The sequence below is a fragment of the Halopelagius fulvigenes genome, assembly GCF_042662625.1.
GTDB classification, from domain to species: Archaea; Halobacteriota; Halobacteria; order Halobacteriales; family Haloferacaceae; genus Halopelagius; species Halopelagius fulvigenes.
In genome coordinates this window covers 916,246-941,326 of the sequence record NZ_JBHSXH010000009.1, presented here as the reverse complement: position 1 = coordinate 941,326, position 25,081 = coordinate 916,246, and the positions used below count along the sequence as shown (strand labels likewise).

21 protein-coding genes and 2 tRNA genes are annotated in these 25,081 nt (G+C 65.2%); 14 read left to right on the top strand and 9 right to left on the bottom strand.

The window, feature by feature from the left end:
* Positions 1-483 precede the first annotated feature (483 nt).
* The 5 genes from ACFQEV_RS07405 (at position 484) to ACFQEV_RS07385 (ending at position 8,867) form a co-directional block, all read left to right on the top strand.
* Complete coding sequence (locus ACFQEV_RS07405) at positions 484-2,556, top strand: PrkA family serine protein kinase (RefSeq protein ID WP_379694251.1); 2,073 nt, start codon at positions 484-486, stop codon at positions 2,554-2,556.
* A 7-nt stretch (positions 2,557-2,563) separates the two neighbouring features.
* Positions 2,564-4,843, top strand: coding sequence for a PrkA family serine protein kinase (locus tag ACFQEV_RS07400; RefSeq protein ID WP_379694249.1), 2,280 nt, complete (start codon positions 2,564-2,566; stop codon positions 4,841-4,843).
* A complete protein-coding gene (locus tag ACFQEV_RS07395) occupies positions 4,834-6,156 on the top strand; it encodes a YeaH/YhbH family protein (protein WP_379694247.1) in 1,323 nt (440 codons plus the stop codon). Before ACFQEV_RS07400 ends, ACFQEV_RS07395 begins: the two co-directional genes overlap by 10 nt.
* The gene (locus ACFQEV_RS07390) at positions 6,153-8,204 is read left to right on the top strand and encodes a SpoVR family protein (RefSeq protein WP_379694244.1); all 2,052 of its coding nucleotides are present in this window, start codon (positions 6,153-6,155) and stop codon (positions 8,202-8,204) included. Before ACFQEV_RS07395 ends, ACFQEV_RS07390 begins: the two co-directional genes overlap by 4 nt.
* Before the next feature lie 99 nt (positions 8,205-8,303).
* Positions 8,304-8,867: a DUF7344 domain-containing protein gene (locus ACFQEV_RS07385; RefSeq protein ID WP_379694242.1), complete on the top strand. Its 564-nt coding sequence runs from the start codon at positions 8,304-8,306 to the stop codon at positions 8,865-8,867.
* Between the two features lie 27 nt (positions 8,868-8,894).
* Here the strand turns inward: ACFQEV_RS07385 and ACFQEV_RS07380 are convergent, their stop codons facing one another.
* From ACFQEV_RS07380 to ACFQEV_RS07370, 3 genes are all read right to left on the bottom strand, one after another.
* On the bottom strand, positions 8,895-9,344 hold the full coding sequence (locus ACFQEV_RS07380) for a disulfide bond formation protein B (RefSeq protein WP_379694240.1): 450 nt from the start codon (positions 9,342-9,344) through the stop codon (positions 8,895-8,897).
* Positions 9,345-9,386: 42 nt separating this feature from the next.
* Positions 9,387-10,052, bottom strand: coding sequence for a DUF7344 domain-containing protein (locus tag ACFQEV_RS07375; protein ID WP_379694238.1), 666 nt, complete (start codon positions 10,050-10,052; stop codon positions 9,387-9,389).
* A 209-nt stretch (positions 10,053-10,261) separates the two neighbouring features.
* A complete protein-coding gene (locus ACFQEV_RS07370; protein ID WP_379694236.1) occupies positions 10,262-10,807 on the bottom strand; it encodes a metal-dependent hydrolase in 546 nt (181 codons plus the stop codon).
* A gap of 321 nt (positions 10,808-11,128) precedes the next feature.
* On the opposite strand from ACFQEV_RS07370, the gene ACFQEV_RS07365 reads away from it, so the two are divergent.
* Positions 11,129-12,061: a WD40/YVTN/BNR-like repeat-containing protein gene (locus ACFQEV_RS07365; protein ID WP_379694234.1), complete on the top strand. Its 933-nt coding sequence runs from the start codon at positions 11,129-11,131 to the stop codon at positions 12,059-12,061.
* A 475-nt stretch (positions 12,062-12,536) separates the two neighbouring features.
* Here ACFQEV_RS07365 and ACFQEV_RS07360 read toward each other — a convergent pair.
* The 5 genes from ACFQEV_RS07360 to ACFQEV_RS07340 form a co-directional block, all read right to left on the bottom strand.
* A tRNA-Glu gene (locus ACFQEV_RS07360) sits at positions 12,537-12,611 on the bottom strand.
* Positions 12,612-12,680: 69 nt separating this feature from the next.
* Complete coding sequence (locus tag ACFQEV_RS07355; RefSeq protein ID WP_379694232.1) at positions 12,681-14,660, bottom strand: 3-hydroxyacyl-CoA dehydrogenase/enoyl-CoA hydratase family protein; 1,980 nt, start codon at positions 14,658-14,660, stop codon at positions 12,681-12,683.
* Between the two features lie 146 nt (positions 14,661-14,806).
* On the bottom strand, positions 14,807-15,577 hold the full coding sequence (locus ACFQEV_RS07350) for an acetoacetate decarboxylase family protein (protein WP_379694230.1): 771 nt from the start codon (positions 15,575-15,577) through the stop codon (positions 14,807-14,809).
* Between the two features lie 18 nt (positions 15,578-15,595).
* Positions 15,596-16,177, bottom strand: a complete 582-nt coding sequence (locus ACFQEV_RS07345) for a DNA-3-methyladenine glycosylase family protein (protein ID WP_379694228.1) — start codon at positions 16,175-16,177, stop codon at positions 15,596-15,598.
* Positions 16,178-16,273: 96 nt separating this feature from the next.
* Entirely contained in the window at positions 16,274-17,635 is a 1,362-nt protein-coding gene (locus ACFQEV_RS07340) for a putative ATP-dependent zinc protease (protein ID WP_379694225.1), read from the bottom strand.
* A gap of 207 nt (positions 17,636-17,842) precedes the next feature.
* On the opposite strand from ACFQEV_RS07340, the gene ACFQEV_RS07335 reads away from it, so the two are divergent.
* From ACFQEV_RS07335 to ACFQEV_RS07305, 7 genes are all read left to right on the top strand, one after another.
* Positions 17,843-18,871 carry a succinylglutamate desuccinylase/aspartoacylase family protein gene (locus tag ACFQEV_RS07335; RefSeq protein ID WP_379694223.1) on the top strand — a complete coding sequence of 343 codons (1,029 nt, stop codon included), beginning with the start codon at positions 17,843-17,845 and terminating at the stop codon, positions 18,869-18,871.
* A 161-nt stretch (positions 18,872-19,032) separates the two neighbouring features.
* Entirely contained in the window at positions 19,033-19,425 is a 393-nt protein-coding gene (gene sdhC, locus ACFQEV_RS07330; protein ID WP_379694221.1) for a succinate dehydrogenase, cytochrome b556 subunit, read from the top strand.
* A 1-nt stretch (position 19,426) separates the two neighbouring features.
* Entirely contained in the window at positions 19,427-19,804 is a 378-nt protein-coding gene (locus tag ACFQEV_RS07325; protein ID WP_379694219.1) for a succinate dehydrogenase/fumarate reductase transmembrane subunit, read from the top strand.
* Position 19,805: 1 nt separating this feature from the next.
* A complete protein-coding gene (locus ACFQEV_RS07320; protein ID WP_379694216.1) occupies positions 19,806-20,693 on the top strand; it encodes a succinate dehydrogenase/fumarate reductase iron-sulfur subunit in 888 nt (295 codons plus the stop codon).
* Positions 20,694-20,740: 47 nt separating this feature from the next.
* A complete protein-coding gene (locus ACFQEV_RS07315; RefSeq protein ID WP_379694214.1) occupies positions 20,741-22,642 on the top strand; it encodes an FAD-binding protein in 1,902 nt (633 codons plus the stop codon).
* A 100-nt stretch (positions 22,643-22,742) separates the two neighbouring features.
* Positions 22,743-22,837: transfer RNA gene (locus tag ACFQEV_RS07310), tRNA-OTHER, on the top strand.
* Positions 22,838-23,116: 279 nt separating this feature from the next.
* Entirely contained in the window at positions 23,117-23,356 is a 240-nt protein-coding gene (locus ACFQEV_RS07305) for a TrmB family transcriptional regulator (protein WP_379694212.1), read from the top strand.
* A 9-nt stretch (positions 23,357-23,365) separates the two neighbouring features.
* On the opposite strand, the gene ACFQEV_RS19895 is transcribed toward ACFQEV_RS07305, so the two are convergent.
* Entirely contained in the window at positions 23,366-23,524 is a 159-nt protein-coding gene (locus ACFQEV_RS19895) for a DUF7563 family protein (RefSeq protein WP_464391798.1), read from the bottom strand.
* 268 nt (positions 23,525-23,792) lie between these two features.
* Here ACFQEV_RS19895 and ACFQEV_RS07300 point away from each other — a divergent pair, with 268 nt between their 5' ends.
* A complete protein-coding gene (locus ACFQEV_RS07300) occupies positions 23,793-25,049 on the top strand; it encodes a helix-turn-helix transcriptional regulator (protein WP_379694209.1) in 1,257 nt (418 codons plus the stop codon).
* Positions 25,050-25,081 lie beyond the last annotated feature (32 nt).

Sequence of the window (25,081 nt, the reverse complement as noted above, 5' to 3'; positions counted from 1 at the left end):
GCGGACGGGGAACACCCCTTCGGTCGCCCGTTCGCCCACCCCGTCGGACTCCTGTCAGACATAAAGGAACCGAACTGTGGGAAGATTCTGAGGGTTCACCCCGCTCAGGTGCCGCATTTAGACGTACGGCAAAAATTACTCGCGGAAAGACTTATGTATGTCGCTCACTCACACACATTTAGTCTCGGTCGACCGGACCGAGCGACCGACCCTCTCCGAACCGTCCGCCGAACCCCAGACGTTCTGTCGCTATTCGTCGACTCGTCGCCGTCGCCCGTCGCAGACCCGTCGCGCGTTCGAGGAGGGTGGTATGGACAAGCATGCCACGAAACCGGACTTCGACGAGCCGAACTCAGACGACCGGGAGCGAGAGCTCCGGCGCTGAGCGTCGCTCGCCGGCGTCTACCAACGTTCGCTGCGACGCTCTCCGGGCGCGTCGCGGGCGTACGGTCGCTCAGTCCCTCGGGACTCCGTCTATCAACAATGAACGGTGATATCGAAACCCTCGCAGACCTGAGCAAGCACTACAAAGACTCCGTGCCCGCGGACCTCCGCGAGGCTAAGAGCTTCGATTGGTACCTGCAAGAGGTCTACGACGACCCCAGAATCGCTCGCAACGCGCACCAGCGCGTTGCCGACATGTTCGACCACTACGGCACCGCCTACGACGAGGAAGCCGGCGTCGTCGAGTACCTGATGGCCTCGGAGGACCCCATACACGACGGGGAGAACACCTTCTACGGCCGCGAAGTTCACGAGTCCATCCACGAGTTCGTGAACAAGGTGAAGTCGGGCGCTCGCGGCCTCGGGCCGGAGAAGCGTATCAAACTGCTGCTCGGCCCCGTCGGCTCCGGGAAGTCGCACTTCGACTGGATGGTCCGCCGCTACTTCGAGGACTACACGATGCGCGACGACGGTCGGATGTACACCTTCCGGTGGACGAACCTGACCGACGTCATCCGCGACCAAGACCCCGCGGACGCCGTCGTGCAGTCGCCCATGAACCAAGACCCGCTCGTGCTGATTCCGCAGGAGCAGCGCGACGTGATAATCGAGCGCCTCAACGAGCAGCTCGACGCGCCGTACACCATCCGCAACGACCAGGCGCTGGACCCGGCGTCGGAGTTCTACATGGACACCCTGCTGGCGTACTACGACGACGACTTACAGCAGGTGTTGGAGAACCACGTCGAGGTGATCCGCCTCGTCGCCTCCGAGAACAAGCGCCAGTGCGTCGAGACGTTCGAACCGAAGGACAAGAAGAACCAAGACGAGACCGAACTCACCGGCGACGTCAACTACTCGAAACTCGCCGTGTACGGCGAGTCCGACCCCCGCGCGTTCGACTACTCCGGGGCGTTCTGTAACGCCAACCGCGGGCTGTTCTCCGGCGAGGAACTGCTGAAGCTGCAACGGGAGTTCCTCTACGACTTCCTGCACGCGTCGCAGGAACAGACCATCAAGCCCTCGAACAACCCGCGCATCGACATCGACCAGGTCATCGTCGGCCGGACGAACATGCCCGAGTACCGCGAGAAGAAGGGCGACGAGAAGATGGAGGCGTTCAACGACCGGACCAAGCGCATCGACTTCCCGTACGTCCTGGAGTACGAGCAGGAGTCGGAGATTTACCGCAAGATGCTCCGGAACGCCGACGTTCCGGACATGCACATCGAACCGCACACCTTGGAGATGGCCGGCCTGTTCGGCGTCCTCACCCGCATCGTCGAACCCGACGGCAGCAACATCACGCTCACGCAGAAGGCGAAAGCCTACAACGGCGAAATCGACGACGCCGACGACGTGGACGTGAAGAAGCTCCGCGAGGAGGGCGAGTCGAAGGCCGACATCGCCGAGGGGATGGAGGGCATCTCCGCCCGCTTCATCGGCGACGAGATAGCCGAGGCCATCATGGACTCGACCCACCGCGGTCGGTCGTACCTCTCGCCGTTGAACGTCTTCAGCCACTTCGAGGAGAACTTGGAGAACCACGGCTCGATCCCCGAGGACAACCTCGAACGCTACCACCGCTACCTCGAGATGGTGCGCGAGGAGTACAAGGAACGCGCCATCGAGGACGTCCGCCACGCCCTGGCGTACGACTTAGACGAGATCCAGCGGCAGGGCGAGAAGTACATGGACCACGTCATGGCGTACATCGACGACTCGACGGTCCAAGACGAGCTCACCGGCCGCGAACAGGAACCCGACGAGAAGTTCCTCCGCTCCGTCGAGGAGAAGCTGGAGATCCCCGAGGACCGCAAGGACGACTTCCGCCAAGAGGTGTCGAACTGGGTCTCGCGGCGCGCCCGCGAGGGGCAGGCGTTCGACCCGCAGGACAACGACAGACTCCGCCGCGCCCTCGAACGCAAGCTCTGGGAGGACAAGAAGCACAACATCAACTTCTCGGCGTTGGTGTCGGCGAACGAGCTCGACGACGACGAGCGCAACGCGTGGATAGACGCCCTCGTCGAACAGGGCTACTCCCGCGAGGGAGCCCGCGAAGTGCTCGAGTTCGCCGGTGCAGAAGTCGCAAAGAGCGAACTCGAGGCGTGATACAGTAATGGGACCGAAGAAGAACTACATCCGTCGGGCGGACGAACGCCTCCGCGGCACCTACGAGGAGCCGATGAGCCTCGGCGAGTACGTCGACGCGGCGTTCGAACAGCCGTCTATCGCCTCCCACGCCTCGAAGTACCTCGTCGAGGCCATCGAGTCGAAGGGCACGCGGACCGTGATCGAGGAGGGCGAGGAGCGACAGCGCTACCGCTTCTTCGACGACCCCGCCAACGACGGCGAACACGCCATCCTCGGCAACACCGAGGTGCTCAACCGGTTCGTGGATGACCTGCGGACCATCGCCGCCGAGCGAGGGAAGGGCGAGAAGATAATCTGGTTCGACGGTCCCACGGCGACGGGGAAGTCGGAGCTGAAGCGCTGTCTCGTCAACGGCCTCCGCGAGTACTCGAAGACTGAGGCCGGCCGCCGCTACACCGTCGAGTGGAACGTCGCGGCCGCCTCCTCGGACACACGCGGCCTCTCCTATGGCGGCGACGCCGACGAGCAACGCGAGGACGACTGGTACGAGAGTCCGGTGCAGTCGCACCCGCTGTCGGTGTTCCCGGACGACGTGAAGCGCGAACTGCTCGCCGACCTGAACGACAGGGGCGGCGACCACATCCCGGTGTCGCTGAACGAGAGCCTCGACCCGTTCTGCCGGGAGGCGTACGACTACCTCGAAGAGATGTACCGCCGCGCGGGCAAGCGCGAACTGTTCAGCGAGGTCACCGACCCGAAACACCTGCGCGTGAAGAACTACGTCGTGGACGTGGGGCAGGGCATCGGCGTCCTCCACTCGGAGGACGACGGCACGCCCAAGGAGCGACTGGTCGGGTCGTGGATGCCGAGCATGCTCCGCGAACTCGACTCCCGCGGCCGGAAGAACCCGCAGGCGTTCAGCTACGACGGCGTGCTCTCGCAGGGTAACAGCCTCCTGACGATCGTCGAGGACGCCACCCAGCACGCCGACCTGCTCCAGAAACTGCTGAACGTCCCCGACGAGGGGCACGTGAAGCTCGACAAGGGAATCGGGATGGACATCGACACCCAGATGGTCATCATCTCGAACCCGGACCTCGACGTCGAACTCGACAAGTACGCCGACAGGAACGGGCGCGACCCGTTGAAGGCGCTGAAGCGCCGCCTCGACAAACACGAGTTCCGGTACCTGACGAACCTCTCTCTGGAGACGGAGCTCATCCACCGCGAACTGACGAACCAGCGGCCGGTCTGGGACATCGAGGACGAAGAGGAGATACGGGAGCGCATCGAGCAGCCCGTCTTCCTCGACGTGCGCGAGGGACCGGGGTCGATACGGCGACGCGAACTCGCGCCCCACGCCGTCGAGGCCGCCGCGATGTACAGCGTCGTGACGCGCCTCGAATCCGAGGACGTGCCCGGCGAGTACGACATCGTGGACAAGGCGCTCCTGTTCGACAGGGGCTACATCCAGGAGGGCGACACCCGCGTCGGAATCGACGAGTTCGACTTCGACTCCGACGCCGAGGGGACGCACGGCATCCCCGTGACGTTCACCCGCGATATCATCGCCGACCTCCTCCACGACGACAGGGACAGACACCACCCCCACCTCGACGTGGGCGGGGTAGTGATGCCCGAGGACGTCTTGGACGCGATGGCCGAGGGCCTCCACGACGCCCCAGTGTTCTCGCGCGCGGAACGCGCCGAGTACGAGGGCCGCGTCGCACTCGTCAAGGAGTACATCCTCGACAGGCAGGAGGAGGACGTGCTGTCGGCGGTCCTCGCGGAGAAGAACGTCGAACAGGAGACGGTCGAGCAGTACGTCGAACACGTGTACGCGTGGGCGGCGGACGAACAGGTGGAGACCGAACGCGGACCCGTCGACCCCGACCCCCTCATCATGAAACTGTTCGAGACGGAACACCTCGGCCGATTCGACGAGAGCGCGTACGCCGGCAACACCCCCTCCTCGACCGTCGAGGAGTTCCGCCGCGAGAAGGTCATCACGGCGCTGAACCGCTACGCGTGGGAGAACCGTGACGAGGGATTCACCGTCCAGGACGTGGAGCTCTCGGAGATTCCGGTCATCCGCGCGGTGCTGGAGTCGCACGACTGGGACGACGTTCGCCGCCTCTTCGAGGACTTCGACCCCGCACAGTGGGACGACCCGCCGGCGAACACGGAGACCGAACAGGTGAAAGAAAACACGATAGAGCGGATGGTCGACGCCGGGTACACGGAAGCGTCGGCCGAGCTCACGAGTCGCGCAGTCATGCGCGAGGTGCGTTACAGATGGGACTGAGAGAAGACCTCGAACGGTTCCGCGAAGTCGGCGAGGAACGCCGCGAAGACCTCCAAGAGTTCATCAGCTACGGCAACCTCGGCGGGTCGGGACCAGAGAGCATCCAGATACCGATAAAGGTCGTCGACCTCCCGGAGTTCAAGTACGACCGCCTCGACCAGGGCGGCGTCGGACAGGGGAAAGGCGACACGCCCGACGTCGGCCAACCCGTCGGTCCGCCGCAACCCGGCGACGGGGACGGCGACGGCGACGAGGACGGCGACCCGGGCGAGGAGGGCGCAGAGCACGAGTACTACGAGATGGACCCCGAGGAGTTCGCCGAGCAGCTCGACGAGGAGCTCGGCCTCGACCTCGAACCGAAGGGCAAGGAGGTAATCGAGGAGATAGAGGGCGACTTCACCGACGTGACGCGCACCGGCCCCAACAGCACGCTCGACTTCGAGCGCCTGTTCAAGGAGGGGTTGAAGCGCAAGCTGTCGATGGACTTCGACGACGAGTTCGTCCGCGAGGCGATGAAAGTCGAGGGCGAGACGCCCGAGTCCGTCTACCGGTGGTGCCGCGAGCAGAACATCCTCGTCTCCCACGCGTGGATAAACAACGAGTGGGACGACATCGACGAGGACGAACGCGGGAAGTGGAGCTCCTTCGAGGAGATGGAGGAGAACGTCGAACGCCAGACGACGCTCCAGCGCATCCGCCGCGAGGGACTCCGCGACGTGCCGTTCCGACAGGAGGACGAGCGCTACCGCCACCCCGAGATAATCGAGAAGAAGCAGAAGAACGTCGTCGTGGTGAACATCCGCGACGTGTCGGGGTCGATGCGCGAACGCAAGCGCGAACTCGTCGAGCGGACGTTCACGCCGCTGGACTGGTACCTCACGGGCAAGTACGACAACGCCGAGTTCGTCTACATCGCCCACGACGCCGACGCGTGGGAGGTCGAACGCGAGGAGTTCTTCGGCATCCGCTCCGGCGGCGGTACCCGCATCTCCAGCGCGTACGACCTCGCGAAGGAGATCCTCGACGAGCAGTACCCGTGGAGCGAGTGGAACCGCTACGTCTTCGCGGCGGGCGACTCGGAGAACTCCTCGAACGACACGACGGAGAACGTCATCCCCCGGATGCGCGAGATAGACGCGAACCTCCACGCGTACGTCGAGACGCAACCCGGCGGCACCGCCATCAACGCGACGCACGCCGAGGAGGTCGAGCGCTCGTTGAGCGACCAAGGCAACGTCGTCGTCTCGTACGTCTCCTCGCCGGAGGACGTGATGGACGCGATATACGAGATACTGAGCACGGAGCAAGAATGAGCACGAAACGTTTCAGACTGACCGCGCGGCGCGAGGCAGAGTCGCTGGAGGAACCCGTCGAGGAGGCGGGCAACCTTGCGCGAAAACTCGGACTCGAACCGTACCCGGTCAACTACTGGGTCGTAGACCACGACGAGATGAACCAACTCATCGCCTACGGCGGGTTCCAACGGCGCTACCCGCACTGGCGGTGGGGCATGACGTACGACCGCCAGCGCAAGCAGGACCAGTTCGGCATGGGCAAGGCGTTCGAGATCGTCAACAACGACAACCCGAGCCACGCCTTCCTGCAGGAGTCGAACTCGCTGGCCGACCAGAAGGCGGTCATCACCCACGTCGAGGCGCACGCGGACTTCTTCCGCAACAACGACTGGTTCGGCATGTTCGTCGGCGACACCGAACTCGACGCCGCGGCGATGCTCGAACGCCACGGCGAGGCTATCCAGAAGTACATGGAGGACCCCGAGATAGACCGCGAGGAGGTCGAACGGTTCATCGACGCCGCGCTCTGTCTCGAAGACACCATCGACCAACACCGGACCCTCGCGGACGCCTTAGAGGGACGCGAACGCGTCCAACCCGAGGACCTCCGGAAGCGCCTCGAAGACATGGACATCTCCTCGGACGTGCGCCGGCAGGTGTTCGACGAGGAGTGGTTGGACGACTTCGCCGAGGCCGAAGCGGAGGCCGCCAAACTCGACGAACCGCGCAAGGACGTGCTGGCGTTCGTCCGCCAACACGGCATGCGCTACGACGAGGAGGAGGGCAAGGCCGTCGAGATGGAACCGTGGCAGAAGGACGTGCTGGACATGCTCCGCACGGAGGCGTACTACTTCGCCGCTCAGAAGATGACGAAGGTGATGAACGAGGGCTGGGCCGCCTACTGGGAGTCGCTCATGATGGGCGAGGAACAGTTCGCCGGCACGGACGAGTTCATCACGTACGCCGACCACCAAGCGCGCGTCCTCGGGTCGCCCGGCCTCAACCCCTACAAGCTGGGGAAGGAGCTGTGGGAGTACATCGAGAACACGACGAACCGCAGCGAGGTGGCCGACAAGCTGCTCCGCGTGAAGGGCGTCACGTGGCGGAACTTCCACGAGGTCATCGACTTCGGGGAGGTCCAAGAGCTCATCCAGCCGAACCCCGCCATCGACTCCGTCCGCCCGGAGACGCTGGACGAACTCGCCGAACTCGACGAGGGCGACCCGCGCATCGACTGGTCCGCCCTCGACGCCGCCCTCTCGGGCGACGTCGCCGAGGACACCTCGGCGGGCCACCAGACGCAGTCTGGTGACGTGGACGTCGAGACGTACCCGTGGAAGGTGCTGACGTACGAGGGGCTGGCGGAGCGACACTTCTCGCTCGTGAAGCCGCAGAACCGCGGGTTCCTCCGACGCATCCGCCGGTCCGAGCTCGAACAGCTGTCGCGGTACATGTTCGACGACGAGCAGTACGACACCGTCGAGGAGGCACTCGACGACGTGGACTACGCCGCCGGCTGGGACCGGATGCGCGAGATTCGGGAGAGCCACAACGACGTGACGTTCCTCGACGCGTTCCTCACGCAGGAGTTCGTCACCGACAACAACTACTTCACCTACGAGTTCACGCGCTCGACCGACCAGTTCCGCGTCGCCAGCGTGGACTACGAGGACGTCAAGAAGAAGCTGCTCCTGCAGTTCACGAACTTCGGGAAGCCCACCATCGCCGTCTACGACGGCAACTTCCACAACCGCAACGAACTGCTGTTGGGTCACCAGTACAACGGCATCATGCTGGACGTCAGGCAGGCGAAGGGCGTCCTCGAACGCCTCTACGACATCTGGGGTCGGCCGGTCAACCTCATGACCATCGTCAAGGAGTTCGACGAACACGAGGTGGAGGTGGCCCGCCGCCGCAACCGCGAACCCGTCCCCAAGGAGGTCGGAAAGCGCATCCGGTACGACGGGTCGGCGTTCGAGACGTACGACCTCGACCCGGAACTGGAGGAGCGCATCCAAGCGACCGACATTGACTACGACACCAAACCCGACGAGTGGTTGTCGTAGTCCGACCGATCTTCTCCCGTCTCCCCGACTCCTGTCTTACCGGGTGAATGTCAGTATAGGATATATTCTTAACCCCGGCGACGAGACTCTGAGCCGAACATGCCTGCGGGAGGGGTCGAGTCGCGGGGGGCGACGGACGACGGAGACGGAGCGACGCTCGGCGAGGCGGAGATACACGACGTTCTTAGAAACGACCGGCGCAGGCTGGTCATCGAACGTCTCCGCGACGACAGCGGCGAGGAGTCCGTCGCCGACTTGGCCGAGCTGATAGCGAGCATCGAGTCCGGCGAGTCGCCGCCGCCGCGGAACGTCAGACAGAGCGTCTACGTGTCGCTCCACCAGACGCACCTCCCGAAACTCGACGAACTGGGAATCGTGACGTACGACGACGAGGAGAAGCGAGTCGCCATCGCCGACGGCGCGGACGAGGTGGCCGTCTACATGGAAGTCGTCCCGAAGTACGGCATCTCGTGGGCGGAGTACTACCTCGGCGTCGGCGTCCTCGGCCTCCTGTCGGTCCTCGGGCAGGCCGTCGGCGTCCCGACGCTCGCCGCACTCGACCCGACGCTCGTCGCCGCCGCGTTTCTCGTTCTCGTCGTCCTCTCGGCGGCGTACCAACTGCTCGACCAGCGGAGTTCGCTCCTCCACCGACTGCAGGAGTGAGCGCCGAGAAGGGGGCGCCGTCGGCCGTTACGAGATGCTTCGCCGGGCGTCCGCCGCCCACGCGTCCTCGCGAGCGAACGCGAGCGTCGCCACGAGTCCCGTTATCAGGACGAACGCTATCAGCGAGAGGCGCGGAATCGTGAGCAGTCCGCCGAGCATCGCGTACTGAATCGACGCGCACCCGCCGCCGAGCGAACACGTCCCCCCGCCGGGCGCGACTTGGAGGTAGACGTGGTACGCGGCGACGACGGTGCCGAGTCCCGACAACGGGAGCACGGTTCGGTACACCTCTGACCGTCGTTCGACGGCGGCGACGCCGAGGACGACGACGAGAGGGTACATCAGGATCCGCTGATACCAACAGAGGTCGCACGGCACCAATCCGAGTCCGAGGCTGAAGTAGAGGCTGCCGGCGGTGGCGACGGCGGCGACGGTCGTCGCACCCCCGAGGACGGCCCGCGTCCGACGTGTGGCCATGTCTTCGACGGCGCGGCGAACGCTCTTGAACGTGTCGTTGGTTCAGTCGCCTCCGTCTTCGCCGCCGTCGGCGACCGTTTCGTCGAGCGGGTTCCGACTCGGGCGGGCGGAGTCCGGCGGCGCGGAGTCGGGGTCAACCGTCGCCGATCGGACCTGGTACGTGTGTACCGCCGCCGACGCCGCGAAGACGACGGTCACGACGCCGGCGTAGACGATGTCGGGGAGCATCGGGAACGGGAAGAACCCCACCCACGCGAAGAAGACGATGAGCGCGGAGAGGCCCGCGAGCGCGAGGTAGTAGACGGACCACGACTCCGTGGGTTCGCTCTGGATGTTGAGGTACGGTTCCAACTGGCCCGCCCGTTCCGTCAGTTCGACCGTCCCCCTGTCTCGGTCGTAGACGACGACGCCGATGTCGTCGAGTTTCGGGAGGTGCGTCTGGTGGAGCGACGTGTACACCCGCTTTCGCTGTTTGTACTTCAGTTCGTCCGTCGAGACTCCGTTCTCCCACGCTGCGACCTGTTGGGAGAGTTCCCGAACCGACGCGGTTCCGGACTGGCGGTGGAGGTGGTGGAGGACCAGACGACGCCTGCGGTTGCTCAGCATCGAGAAGATGTCGTCTTTCGTCAGACTATCGTCGTCGGCCACCTGCGTAAACAACCGCTCGGTCTCTAACACATCTTCCCTCCCCTCAATGTACCTGTACATATTTTGGCGGTTGATATAAACCATCCCCTAAACCGCAACCCGTCGGGCTTGCGAACTCGTCCGGAAGCGGAAAAACCGCCTGTCGCCGTTGCAGAAGCTCCCTCGTATATATGTGTGGATTTCCGTGAACGGAACCGATCGCTCCGGTTGCGCTCGGCGGGACTCCGCGAGAACCGACCTCGGGTCGCCGACGGCCGCGGGCCGCGGCGTCACGTTCGCTTCGAGCGTTCGGTGTTGGCCGTCTCGCGCAGGTAGAGGGCGATGTGAATCGCGAGTGCCGCCGCGAGGAGGCCGCCGTTCCAGACGAACGCGCTGTAGTAGATGAAGTCGATGGAGATGGACCGGACGACGAACGGCCAGAGCGGTTCCAAGGGCGGGTTCCCGCCGGCCCCGGCCGACAGCATGTCGATGAACAGGTGACTCAAGCCGCCGAGGAGGAGGCCCCCCGCGACGAAGAGGTACACCGTCGACGACGACGGCACTTTGCCGGCGTCTCGACGCCACCACCGCCGAAGCGTCGGCCCCGCGAGGGGCGCGAGGACCGCGCCTCCGAGGAGGGCGACCGTCCCGACGAACAGCACGGTGTGCGTGGGCCCGTGGTGGACGACGCCGGGGAGATAGAGGTCGATATCGGGAACCATCACCGTCAGCAGGACGACGCCGACGAACGCGAGACTGAGCCGCCTCCCCGGGAACGCCCACGCCGGAACCGCCCACAGGAGGCCCATCGCAACGTGTCCCAGAACGTCGACCACGGTACCGTACACACCGCGGGTCAGACTGAAAACGAGTGTGGCCGTCGGTGGGGATTCGAACCTCACCCGCAAATCGAAGATTTGCTCGCTGGCTCACGTCCCCTGTCCGCATCTTCAGCCTCGTCAGCGTGAGTGACTTTGTGGAGGAACTTGCTTGGTCTGAGAGCCACAGATTCCCAGAAAGGAACCGGTCACCCACTCCGCTTGAGAGCGACACAAGCATCACGCAATTGCCGACGTTTTGGCGCGGTACAGCACGCTCTCATGCCACGAAACGGCCTCCCCCATAAATTGACAGTCAGCTGGAACCAACACCCACTCATGACACTGTTGCTCGGAACCAACGACGGCGTGTATCGTGTTTCGGATATCCATTTCAACGACGCGAGCCAAGTGTTGGACGCTGGCCGAGTAATGCGAGTCCAACAGTTCGAATGGGCCGACGGAACCTACGCGTGCTCGAAGACGGGACTCTACCGTTCCACGGACGGGGGCGAAACCTGGTCCGATCAGGGCGTCCCGCAGAACGAGGTCTATTCGGTTCTCGTCAGTCCGGACAACGAACGCCTTTACACGGGAACGCATCCAGCCCATCTCTACGTTAGCGAGGACGACGGTGATTCGTGGCGTGAGCTCGAAGGGTTTCAGGAGTTACCTTCGCGCGACGAATGGTACACTCCTCGCCATCGCAACGAGGCCCACATCCGAAGCTTAGGCGCTCATCCCGACACGCCGAATCGAGTTATTGCGGGCGTCGAAGTCGGCGGCGTCCACGTCAGTGAAGACCGCGGCGAAACGTGGGCAGAACGACGTGATGGCGTTCAAGACGACGTTCACCACGTGCTGATCCGAGATGACGAGGAATACATCGCCTCGTGCGGTGATGGGCTCTATCGAACGACAGATGCAGGTCGCTCGTGGACACGGTTAGACGAGGAACTCTCGCATCGATACTTCCGCGAGGCGACTATTCGCAACGGACGACTGTACGCCGCCGCAGCCCGATCATCGCCGGGAACGTGGGAGGGCGAGTCCGGTGCGGACGGGGCCATGTTCGTCTCCGAAAACGACGGCGAAACGTTCGCGTCTGTGTCCTACCCCGGTGCGCCGCAAGAAGTGATACTCGCGTGGGCGTCTTCGGACATTCACCTCGTCGCGGGGACGAACGAAGGGCGGGTGATCGTAGAACGTGACGACGACTGGGAGACCGTTGGGACAGTGCCTGCGGGGATTCGCTCGCTCTGTCTTCTCTGATCCGCTTTCTGTCGGTAGATCTGCGAATTACCGATTACGAGATCCGAAACGGTTCTCGTGGCGACCCCGCGAATATCGTCGTCGGAAACGAACGTATCACCGTCAACTCGCCCGATACGAAGCGTCCTCAAATCAAAAATCGAATTCGAACCGTCGACGATACCGCGGGCGAGTTCCGAAACCGTCACTGGTGGCAGGTGACCTCTTGATCACGTATTTTCCGACCCGTCAAGTCTGTACGGCGTCGGGGTACGGCTTCCGCCGAGTCGACTCGGTGTTACGCACGGTTTTGTCGTTGTCCATGCGACGGTCGATATCGGCACGTAGAATGCCTGAGGAGGGCCTGTAGTGGATTTGTACCTCACTCGCAAATCTTCGATTTGCTCGCTGGCTCAAATCCCCTGTCGCGCATCCACTCCACACAGCCGTCGCAGCGCGACGAGACGTGCTGCTTGGGCGGTTGTTCCGAGAGAAGTGCTCGGTAGGGGATTTGAACCCCTGTCCTCGGCTCGAAAGGCCAAGATGATTGGCCGGACTACACCAACCGAGCCTGCACTCTTTCGTCATTCGCAGAATTGTTTAAAGATTCCGTTCCCGGCCCGCCGAGGGTGTGAACCTCTTACTTGCCCTCGAACTCGGGTTCGCGGTCGCCCATGAACGCCGTGACGCCCTCCATCAGGTCGTCGGTGTTGTAGAGGAGGCCGAACGCCTGCGATTCGACTTCCAGTCCGGCGTCGGCGCTCTCCCATCCGCTCCGCATCGCGCGCTTGGTGTATCGCTGGGCGATGGGCGGGCCGGACGCGAGGTCGCGGGCCAGTTCCCACGCCCGGTCGTCGAGTTCGCCGTTGCCGACGACTTCGTTGAGGAAGCCATACTCGCGCATCGTCTCCGCGTCGTAGCGTTCGGCGGTGAAGATAATCTCCTTGGCCCGCCCCGCGCCGACGATACGCTGGAGGCGGACGGTGCCGCCCCACCCCGGAAGCAGGCCGAGGTTGTGCTCCGGTTGCCCCAGTTCCGAGCGCTCGGAGGCGATGCGGAGGTCGGCGCAGGTGGCCAGTTCCATCCCGCCGCCGAGGCAGTAGCCGTCGATGGCCGCGAGGACGGGCTTGTCGCTCTGTTCGAGTTTCCCGAACGTCCGCTGGCCCTTCCGGGAGAGTTCGGCGGCGGCGACGGGTTGGCCCCCGCCGCTAGCCATCGACTGCACGTCCGCGCCCGCGGAGAACGCCCGGTCGCCCGCGCCCGACAGGAGGATGGCGCGAACGCCGTCGTCGTCGTTCAACGCGTCTATCGCGGCCGAGAGTTCGTCCAGCAGTTCCTCGCTGATCGTGTTCATCCGGTGCGGGCGGTCGAGTTCGACGTGACCCACGTTGTCGCGAACCTCCACCGAGAGCGTCTCGTAGTCGTGTCCTTCGGACTCCTCGCCGGCGTCGCCCCCGCGGAAGCCCTCGCCGGACTCGCCGAGTTCGCGGAGCAGTTCGACCGCCTCGTACCGCGCCGCGCCCGTCTCCTCGTGGAGTTCGTCCAGCGTCTCGACCAACGAACCGAGGCCCGCCCGGTCGGCCATCTTCGCCGGGCCGTCGGGGAAGCCGGCGCCGAGCATCACGGCGCGGTCGATGGCCTCGGCGTCGGCCACGTCGTTCTGGACGAGTCCGGCGACTTCGTTCGCCATCACGGCCATCAGGCGTCGTTCGACGTCCTCGCGCACCTCGTCGGAGGGAATCTGCGCGCCCTCGCCGCCCTCGTAGTCGTAGAACCCCTTCCCGGTCTTCTTCCCGAGTTCCTCGGCTTCGACCTTCTCTTCGAGGAGGGGACACGGTTCGTAGGCGTCGCCGAGAACCTCGTTCATGTAGTCGAGGACGTGGTAGCCCACGTCGATGCCGACCTGGTCGGCGAGTTCGAAGGTGCCCATCGGGAGGCCGATGCCGTACTTCGTCGTCGAATCGACTTCGGCGACGGTGGCGTCGCCGGACTCGACTATCCACGCCGCCTCGTTCATCTGGGGGACGAGGATGCGGTTGACGACGAACCCCGGGCTGTCCTTGTGGACGCGGACGGGCGTCTTCCCCATCTCCTCGGCCAACTCGACTATCAGGTCCATCGTCTCGTCGGCCGTCTCCGCGCCGGAGATGACCTCGACCAGTTGCATCCGGACCGGCGGGTTGAAGAAGTGCATCCCGCAGAACTGCTCCGGTCGGTCGGTCACCTCCGCGAGTTCGGTGACCGAGAGGCTGGAGGTGTTCGTCGCGAACACGGTTCGCTCGGGGGCGGCGGCCTCCAACTCCGTGTACACGTCCTTCTTTATCTCCATCTTCTCCGGCACCGCTTCGACGACGACGTCCGCGTCGGAGACGGACTCCGCGAGGTCCACGTACGTCGTGACGCGTTCGAGGGCGGCGTCGGCGTCCGACTCGGATATCTGCTCTTTCTCGGCCAACTTGCCGAGGCTCCACTCTATCTGGTCGTACCCCTTCTGGACGAACTCCTCCTCGATGTCGCGGAGGTTGACGTCGTACCCCGCGAGCGCCGCGACTTCGGCGATACCGTGGCCCATGCTGCCCGCGCCGAGAACCGTGATACTGTTGACGTCGTCTATCTCCATGCGCGTATCCTCTCTTGCTCGGGGTTTCAACGTTTCCCTCGGGTAAAAAGAAAACCCGTAGTCAGTTCATTAATCGTTTTTACTGAAATAGTCGGGGAGGGAATCGCTGCCCCGCGAATCGGCCGATGTGACGATTTTCAGTCGGGTCATCTCGCGGGTTCGACCGGTTCGCCGACGGCGAAGACGGTCTCGCCGTCCACGACGAACCGCGCGAGGGCCCGGCCGCCGATATCGAGCGAGCGAAGCCGTCTCGCCCGCGGGTGGTCGCCGAACTCGACCGACGCCGCGCCGGTGTACGGCCAGACGCCGACGTCTCCGTCCACCTCGACGGGCGCGCGGAGCAGTCGTCCGCCTTCGACCGAGTAAGCGCCGCCCGACTCCCGCCGGCGAACCGCCTTCGGGCGCTTCGCCTCGAAGGCGAGGAGGCGTTCGCCGTCGACGGTCACGGTCGTCCGCCGCCGGGACGCGTCGTCCTCGTGGGAGATGTCCGCGACGACTTTCGGGAACCCCCACACGTCGGTTCCGAGGGCTCTGGCCGGGTCGGTCGTCACCGGGAGGAACCAGACGTACCCGCTCGCGCCCCGCCGCAGTAACGACGCGAACGGGACCGCGGTCGGTTTGTGGACCGCCGGGACGACGACGGCGAACTCGTCGTACGGCGCTATCGTCCCGTCGCCGACGCGGCGGTACGACGCGCTCAGAAACGTCACCGCGGCGCGGCGAGGTGCGACCCGAATCGGTTCGAGTCCCGCCGGCAGGAGTTCCCGGAGGCCGTCGCGGCGCGCCGAGAACACCGCCCCGAGAACGGTCCCCTCCGTCGAGAGGGGGAGCGAGACGGTTTCGCCCGTCGAGAGCGTCACCGACCGTTCGCCCCGCCCGTCGTTCGGTCCGCCGGTTGGGGAGTCGCGGCGGGTCACGTGCGAACGCTCACCCCGTCAACTCTCGTAGTGTTCCCAGACGTAGAGCGTCCCGTACGACCGGTACGGACGCCACGACTCGGCGATTTCGCGCATCTCGGCGCGGTCCGCGGCGCCGTACAGTTCCTCGATGCCGCGCCGAACCGCCAGGTCGCCCAACGGGAGGACGTCCTCCCGGCCGAGGGTGAAGATGAGGTACATGTGGGCGGACCACTCGCCGATGCCCTTGATTTCGGTGAGGGCGTCGATGACCTCCTCGTCGGTGTACTCGGCGAGGGCTTCGCGGGTGAAGTCCCGTTCGCGGAACGCCTCCGCGGCGTTGCGCAGGTATTCGACTTTCGTCCGGGAGAGGCCGGCCTCCCGGAGTTCGTCGGCGTCGGCCGCGAGGATAGTGGTCGGCGTCACGTCGCCGAGGAGGGCGAAGACGCGCTTTCGGATGGCCTTCGCCGAGGCGGTCGAGAGTTGTTGGTTGACGATGGCGACGCAGAGGCGTTCGAACTCGTCCTCCGCGGGGGCGAGTTCGACGTCTCCGTGCCGCCGAACGAGGTCCGCCATCACGGGGTCGTCGAGGAGCGTCTGTTTCCACGGTGTCGTCTGCATGTGGTGACGGCCCGTATGTCGCGCAGACGTAAATGCCGTTCACCCCACCCCAGCGTCCCGTCGAGGCCGGGGCGTCCGCCGAGACCCGCGAGCGTCTTACTCCAAGTACTCCTCTTCGCGTTCGTCGTCGTCCTTCGAACCGCCGGAGTCGGCGCGGCGGCGCACGTCGACGCGGTAGTGTTCGAGGATGTCCCGCCCGAGGAGTATCGGGTAGTCCATGTGCGAGCGGTCTTCGACGCTCGCGGTCACGGTGTGTTGGGTCCCGCCGATGCCGATGACGAGGTCCACAACGGGGCGGGCCTTCCCGGACTTGTGGCTCCCCGACCGGACGCGCGTCATGCTCTTTATCGGCCCCGCGCCGATTTCCGCCGCCAGCGACGTGTCGATGCTCGTCCGGGTCGCGCCGGTGTCGGACTTCGCGAGCGTCTGCTTCGAACCGCTCGTCCCCGAGACGATTATCTCCTCGATGTAGCCGATGGTCGGCGTCTCCCCCTCGGCGGAGGGGTCCACGCGGGGCATGCTGGCGGGACGGGAGTCGTCGAGGGTCGCGGTGAGTTCCTCCACCCGGTCGTCGTCCACCTCGCCGCCCGCGCGTTCGATCGCGGTCTTGGCGATGTACGGGGCGGGACTCCTCCCGGTCGCCTTGTGGAGCCCCTTGAACCCGGCCGTGGGGTTCACTTCGAGGACGAACCAGCCCTCGTCGCCCTCCACGAGGTCCACGCCCACGTAGTCCAAGTCCATGACCTCCGCTGCGTAGAGAGCGGTGTCGCGGGCCTCCTTCGGCATCTCGTCGGTCGCGTCGAGGACGTCGCCGCCGAGGGCGACGTTCGTCCGCCAGTCGCCGTCGGGGGCGTAGCGGTACATCGCGCCGATTATCTCGCCGTCCACGATGTAGACGCGCAGGTCGCGGTGCTTGTCCGCGTCGCGTTCGATGAGGTCCTGCAGGAACGCCTGCCTGTTGCCGACCTTCGGGTTGACCGTCTCCGTGAGGTCCACCTTCCACGTGCCGCCGCCGTGGGTGCCGATCGCGCTCTTGTAGACGCCGACGTCGCCGAACCGTTCGCGGCCGGCGTTCAGCTTCTCGTTCGAGAGCGCGAGCAGGGCGTCGGGCACCTTGATGTTCCAGTTCGCCAGCGTCGCCGCCGTCGCGAACTTGTGAATCGCCGTCAGCACGTTCGCGGGTTCGTTCAGCATCGGACGGATTCGCTCGAACGTCGTGGCGAGACCGAGCAGTTCCGCCGGTTCCTCCGTGTTCGAGAGGAGGAGGCGGTTCGCGATGATGTCCACGTCGGGTTCGATAGTCACCTCGCCGCCCTCGATGCTTATCGCCGTGTTCTCCTGCCGCAGCCACAACCCCTCGTGGCCGAGATCGTCGACCGCGTTGAGTATCGCCTTCGTCTCCTTGCTGTTGTGGAGAGAGAGTACACCCACTCGGACTTCGTCTCCGTCCGTAGACATACACGTCAGTAACATACCGCTGTTTCAAAGGCATGCCGGTGAAGTGATCCGTCAGCGAGAGAGACGCAGATCGTCGGACCGCTAACTCCGGGGGCCGAACCCGAACCGTCGCGCGCGTCCGACCGTGCGGACGAACAGGTTCGGTTCCCGGCGCGACGCCGACGCGCGGTGCGGGAGCGTTATGTACCACCCACCCGGAGACCGGGTATGAGCGACGATGTGACCTTCACGTACAACGGCGGGAAGGTCGCGCCGGGCGAGACTCAGAACATCCGGTACGGTATCAGCGAGACGTACCTCGGTGACCCCGTCCGCATCCCGGTTACAATCATCAACGGCGAACGGCCCGGACCGACGGTGTTCCTCTCGGCCGCCGCCCACGGCGACGAACTAAACGGCATCGAAGTGGTCCGCGAAGTCGCCTTCGAGTGGGACCTCTCGGACCTCGCGGGGACGCTCGTCTGCCTCCCCGTGATGAACGTCCCCGGCTTCCTCGCGCAGCAGCGGTATCTCCCCATCTACGACCGCGACCTGAACCGATCGTTCCCCGGTAAGCACGACTCCACGAGCGCGAAGCGCATGGCCGCCAGAATCTTCGACAACTTCATCGCGCCCTGCGACTTCGGCCTCGACTTCCACACCTCGACGCGGGGCCGGACGAACATGCTGCACGTCCGCGCCGACATGTCCGACCCCGGCGTCGAACGACTCGCGCGGGCGTACGGGCCGAACGTCATCATCGACAGCACCGGCAGCGACGGCGTCCTCCGGACGGAGGCGACGCGCGTCGGCATCCCCACCATCACCATCGAGATGGGCGAGGCCCACCGGTTCCAACGCGAACTCATCGACGACGCCCTCGCGGGCGTCGAGTCGGTGTTCGCAGAGTACGGCCTGCGCGACACCACCGTCGTCCGGTGGCCGGGGTGGCAGACGGTCATCGACGACGCGAACGAGAAGACGTGGATTCGCGCCGACGCGGGCGGCATCGTGGACATGCACCACGACCGGGGGTCTCTCGTCCACGAGAGCGACCGCATCTGCACCATCACCAACCCGTTCAAGGACGACAACGTCACCATCGACGCGCCGTTCACGGGGCTTCTCGTCGGCGTCCTCGAAAACCCGGTCGTCTACCCGGGGAACCCGCTCTGCCACCTCGTGGAACTCGAAGAACCGGTTCGGCGCGTCGTCGAGCGGGAGCAGTCCCCGCACGGGGCCGACGCCCGGTCGTGACGGCGGCGTCGCGTCGCCGGCGGCGTCGCGCGCGGCCGACGACTTAAACGACGGCGCGACGCGGGCGAGAGTGGCCGATGCCGTCCACCGATTCGGGCCCCCCTCCCGCGCGTCCGTACACGTAAGTTCTATACGATACCAGTACCCAGACTCACGAGAGCATGAGTCAGTCTTACAATCGGGGCCTCATCGAGGACTTCGGCCGGTGGCGGGAGTTCTCAGCTGGTATGTGGGCCTGGGTTTTCCACAAGTTCACGGGCTGGGTGTTAGTGGGCTACCTGTTCACCCACATCGCCGTCCTCTCGACGGCGCTTCAGAGCCCGGATGCGTACACGACCACCATCCGGACGCTGGAGAGTCTCCTGGTGGTCCGTATCATGGAAGTGGGACTCCTCGCCGTGGCGGTGTTCCACATCCTCAACGGGCTTCGTCTCCTGTTCGTGGACCTCGGCGTCGGGCTGGAATCGCAGGACAAGAGCTTCTACGCGTCGCTGATACTGACGGGGGCGATAGTCGTCGCCAGCGTCCCGACGTTCGTCGCGGGGGTGTTCTGAGATGGCGGAACGCTACTCCTCGTTCGAACGCGGCGGGCGCCGGTGGCTCTGGCAGCGAATCACGGCCGCGTTCCTCGTGGTCGTCCTGGCGTTCCACTTCTTCCTGCTTCACTTCGTCCACCACGCGGACGAGGTGACGTTCGCCATGTCGTCGGCGCGGATGGAGACGTGGACGTACTACTCGCTTATGGTGCTGTTCCTCGTGACAGCGACGTTCCACGGGGTCAACGGCGTCTTCAACGCCCTCGTCAACCAGGGACTCACCGGGTCGCGCAAGACGGCCGTGAAGTGGACGCTCGTCGCGGCGAGTCTCCTCCTCGTGGTGCAGGGCATCCGAACCGCGAACGCATGGGCCGGTATCACCATCCTTCCGTTCTAACATGAGCACGCAAGTTCCCGAACAGTCCGAGCAAGAATCGTCCGCGGCGGAGTCGGAAACCTCCGTCGCTCAGGAAGAGCGCATGCGGCAGAAGCGCGACCGGGCCCAAGCTCGAGAGCGTCAGCGCCAGAAAGAAGAGTCCGAGATATCCCCGGACGACGAGGACACGTACCAGCTGAAGGTGTTCCGGTACGACCCCGAAGTCGCCGGGAAGCAGGAGCCTCGCTTCGACGACTTCTACGTCCCCTACCACAAGGGGATGACCGTCCTCGACGCGCTGATGTACGCGCGGGACAACTACGACTCGAGTCTGACCTTCCGGCACTCCTGTCGGCAGGCCATCTGCGGGTCCGACGCCCTGTTCATCAACGGGCGTCAGAAACTCGGGTGCAAGACCCAGTTGTCGGACCTCGACGAGCCCGTTCGCGTCGAACCGCTCCCCCACGCCGAAGTCGTGAAGGACCTCGTCGTGGACATGGAGCACTTCTACGACCAGATGCACGCCGTTGAGCCGTACTTCCAGACGAACGACCTGCCGGACGACGAACTGGCGGAACAGAAGCAGTCCCGAGAGAACCGCGAGAAGGTCAAGATGTCCACGCGCTGCATCTGGTGCGCGGCGTGTATGTCCTCCTGTAACATCGCCGCGGGCGACAACGAGTACCTCGGCCCGGCGGCCATCAACAAGGCGTACCGCTTCACGATGGACGAACGCGAGGGCGAGGACATCAAGCAGCACCGGATGGAGATTCTGGAACAGGAACACGGCGTCTGGCGCTGTCAGACCCAGTTCTCCTGCAGCACCGTCTGTCCGAAGGACATCCCGCTGACGGAGCACATCCAGGAGCTGAAGCGCGAAGCCGTCAAGAGCAACCTGAAGTTCTGGTGAGATAGCCGAGTCGAACCAGCCTCAACAACGAAACACAAACTCACACCATGTACGAACACGACGTTATCGTGGTCGGCGCGGGCGGCGCGGGCCTCCGCGCGGCCATCGCGGCGCAGGAAGCAGGAGCGGACGTGGCCATCGTCTCGAAGCTCCACCCGGTCCGAAGCCACACCGGTGCCGCCGAGGGCGGCATCAACGCGGCCATCCGAGAGGGTGACTCGTGGGAGGACCACGCGTACGACACGATGAAAGGCTCGGACTACCTCGGGGACGCCCCTGCGGTGGAGGCACTCTGCAAGGAGAGTCCCAAGGAGACGATGCAGTTGGAACACTGGGGGATGGCGTTCTCCCGCGAGGAGGACGGAACCGTCTCTCAGCGGCCGTTCGGCGGCCTCTCGTTCCCACGGACGACGTACGCGGGCGCAGAGACGGGCCACCAACTGCTCCACACGATGTACGAACAGTTGGTCAAACGGGGCATCCAGGTGTACGACGAGTGGTACGTCACGCGACTCGCCGTCACCGACGAGGCGGACCCCGAAGAGCGGACGTGTCACGGCGTCGTCGCCTACGACATCCAGTCCGGCGAGGTGTCGGGTTTCCGCGCCCGCGACGGGGTCATCCTCGCGACGGGCGGCCTCGGGCAGGTGTACGACCACACCACGAACGCCGTCTCCAACACCGGCGACGGCGTCGCCATGGCGTACCGCGCGGGCGTCCCCATCGAGGACATGGAGTTCATCCAGTTCCATCCGACCACCCTGCCTTCGACGGGCGTTCTCATCTCCGAGGGCGTCCGCGGCGAGGGCGGCATCCTCTACAACGAGGACGGCGAGCGGTTCATGTTCGAGTACGGGTACGCGAACAACGCCGGGGAACTGGCCTCCCGCGACGTGGTGTCGCGCGCCGAGTTGACGGAGGTCAACGAGGGCCGCGGCATCGAGGACGAGTACGTCCACCTCGACATGCGCCACCTCGGCGAGGAGCGCATCCTCGACCGTCTGGAGAACATCCTCCACCTCGCGGAGGACTTCGAGGGCGTCGACGGCCTCGAAGAACCAATGCCGGTCAAGCCCGGCCAGCACTACGCGATGGGCGGCATCGAGACGGACGAGAACGGCGAGACGTGCATCGACGGCCTGTACGCGGCCGGCGAGTGCGCCTGCGCCTCCGTCCACGGGTCGAACCGCTTAGGCGGCAACGCCCTCCCCGAACTCATCGTCTTCGGCAAGCGCGCCGGCTACCACGCCGCGGGCCGAGAGATGGAGGACGCGGAGATACAGACCGGTCAGCGCGGCGAGTGGGAACGCGGCGAAGTCGATACGCCCGTCGAACCGGGCGCGGTGTCGTCCGGCGGCGACGTCGTCGCTGACGGGGGTGAGCGAACCGACGGTTCGCGATCCTCGTCGGAACCGCGTTCTGACGGCGGCGCGGCGGCGTCCGGCGGGTCCTCCTCGCTCACGCCCGAGGGCTACGTCGAACGCGCGCTGGAAGCCGAGAGAGAGCGCATCGAGTACCTCCTCGGGAAGGACGAGGGCATCCAGCAGGCCGAAATCCGCGCGGACGTCCAGATGTCGATGACGCGGAACGTCAACGTCTTCCGCGAGGAGGGGGGCCTCAAGCAGGCGCTCCGGGACATCCGCGAGGCGCGCGAACGCTACGAGGACGTCTACGTCGCCGACAAGTCGCGCACGTTCAACACCGACCTCGTCCAGACCATCGAGATGCAGAACATCCTCGACGTGGCCGAGGCCATCACGCTCGGCGCGCTCGCCCGCAAGGAGTTCCGCGGCGCGCACTGGCGCAAGGAGGCCCAAGAGCGACGCGACGAGGAGTGGCTGAAGCACACGATGCTCTCGTGGAACGACGGGACGCCGGAACTGTGGTACCGCCCGGTCATCCTCGAGGGCGAGAGCAAGACGTACGAGCCGAAGGTTCGGAGCTACTGAACCCGCCTTTCTCCCTCTCCGGGGCGTTTCGTCCTCGCCCGACCGAACCGTCGCCCGACCCACCGAGGCTATTTGTGTCGCTCCCACGTACTCCGAGACAGGAAGGGTAGCTCAGTGGTAGAGCGTCTCCGACGGCGACCGCTCCGCGGTCCGCCCGGAGCACGGCTTCGCGTGGTTCGACTCCCGCCCCTTCCACTTCCGCCGGGCGCGTTCGGACTCGCTTCGCTCGTCTTTGCTCGTCTCCGCTCCCCGCCGACCGCCACTCCCCGCCGCTGCCGGACCCCCGTCGAACCGACTCTCGTCGGTAGTCGAAAATCGGACGGACGAACGACCGCGGTTCGACCGTGAATATCCCTGACAGTTTCGGAGTTCACCGTCGAGACGGCCGCTCCCCCACGTTTTCCGATTCCGTCCTTTCGACAATCGTCGTGGATTGGTTTTATTATCGTCGAACCCAATCGGTCGGTAACAACTATGCAACGGTCCATCCACTCCGACTCGTCCTCCGGCACAGGTCTTTCGACGATCCCCGCGGAACTGGAGTCGCCCCGGGCGAAACTCGTCTACCTCTATCTCTCGACGCAGGGCGACGCGTCGATAACGGACCTACAGAAGGGATTGGAGATGAAGAAGCTCTCCCTGTACAGCATCCTCAGCACCCTGTGCGAGCGAGGACTCGTCGATCAGGACGCCGAACGGTACCGAATCGCCTGACGGAGTGCGTCAGGAGTTTCGCGGAGAACGGGCCTTTCTCACGTCCGCACCGTCTCTAACCATATCGTCGCAGTACGGACAGACGCGGGGGTCGTCCATGTTCGTCGGGGCGAAAACGCGCGCGTAAGCGGGCGTCACGAACGAACCACAGTTCTGACACTCGGGCATGGGACGTCTAATCTCTTATACCTGTTTGCTATAAAACTTCGCCCCGCTTTCAATAGACGGCGCCGAGTCTCAGCCGAGAGCGCCGATGAGCGATTCTGCGGGCGTGTTAGACGGACGCGAGACGACGCAGGCGCCTCTTCGGTTCGTCGGACATCTTGTCGCTGGTGTGACACTCTCGACCCCTTATCGTCCGTTCTCCTCCCTCTCTCGGTCGCCGGTCGTTCCGTTGCGGAAGTGGTTTGTTCCCCCCCGTTCGATTTCCGCCGAAATGACTCGTCCCGAATCACGAACGACGCGCGCTCTCGTCGTTCTCCTCGCCGTCGCCCTCGTCTTCGGCGGCGTCCCGAACCCCGCGTCCGCCCAATCGACGGCGACCATCGCGGGGACGCAGATAGCCCCCGACGACGTCTCCCTCCGCGTCGCCCTCCAACCCGACGGCACCGCGGAGTGGGAAGTCGAGTACCGAGTCCGACTGGACGAGGAGAACAAGACCGAGGCGTTCGAATCCGTCCAACGCGACATCCGAGCGAACGAATCGGCCTACGTCTCGGAGTTCCGGTCGCGGATGGAGGCGACCGCTGCGACGGCCGAGAACGCCACCGGGCGACAGATGAGCGTCGGGAACGTCAGCGTCTCCACGTCCCGACAGCAACTGCCGCAGGAGTACGGCATCATCACGTACTCGTTCACGTGGACGAACTTCGCCGCTGTCGAGGACGGACGCATTCGGGCGGGCGACGCCCTCGCGGGCTTCTTCCTCGACGGCGAAACGTCGCTGCTCATGACGTGGCCCGAGGGGTACGAAGTCGAGTCGGTGTCGCCCAACCCGAACGACCGGCGGACGCGGACCGTCGCCTGGAACGGTCCCCTCGACTTCGGCCCGGGCGAACCGACGCTTCTCCTCGCCGAGTCGCCGTCGGCCGGGTCCCCGTCGCCCTCGGAGACGCCGACCGGCGGCGGCGACGGCGCGTCCTCCGGGAACGATATCGCCGTCATCGGCGGATTCGCGCTCCTCGTCGTCGGCGTCGTCGCCGGGGGCGGGTGGATGCTGTATCGCCGACGCGAGGACGGTGCCGAAGCGGATAGTTCGCGCACGCGCGCGACGCCCGGCGGCGCGACGGACGACGGCGGGGCCGTCGGCGGACGCGCCGGTACCGACGCCGACGTTCCCCCCGCGGCGGACGATTCGTCCGACGAGGACGACGGGGGCGCCCGCGAGAGCGACGACGCCTCCGAAGGCGACGAGGGCGGGAGCGACGAGAGACAGATGCCGTGGGAGGACGAACTGCTGAGCAACGAGGAGTGCGTGCTGGCGCTCATCGAACACGAGGACGGTCGGCTGAAACAGCAGGAGGTCGCACAGACGTTGGATTGGACCGACGCCAAGACGAGCCAAGTCGTCCGGAAGATGCGAGACGAGGGGACGCTCGACGCGTTCCGACTCGGCCGCGAGAACGTCCTCGTGTTGCCGGACGACGACGGCGACGAGGCGGACGACGAGGACGCCGGCCCCGGGCCCAGGTAAAAACCTTTCGACTGTTTACGTCAACAGCCTGA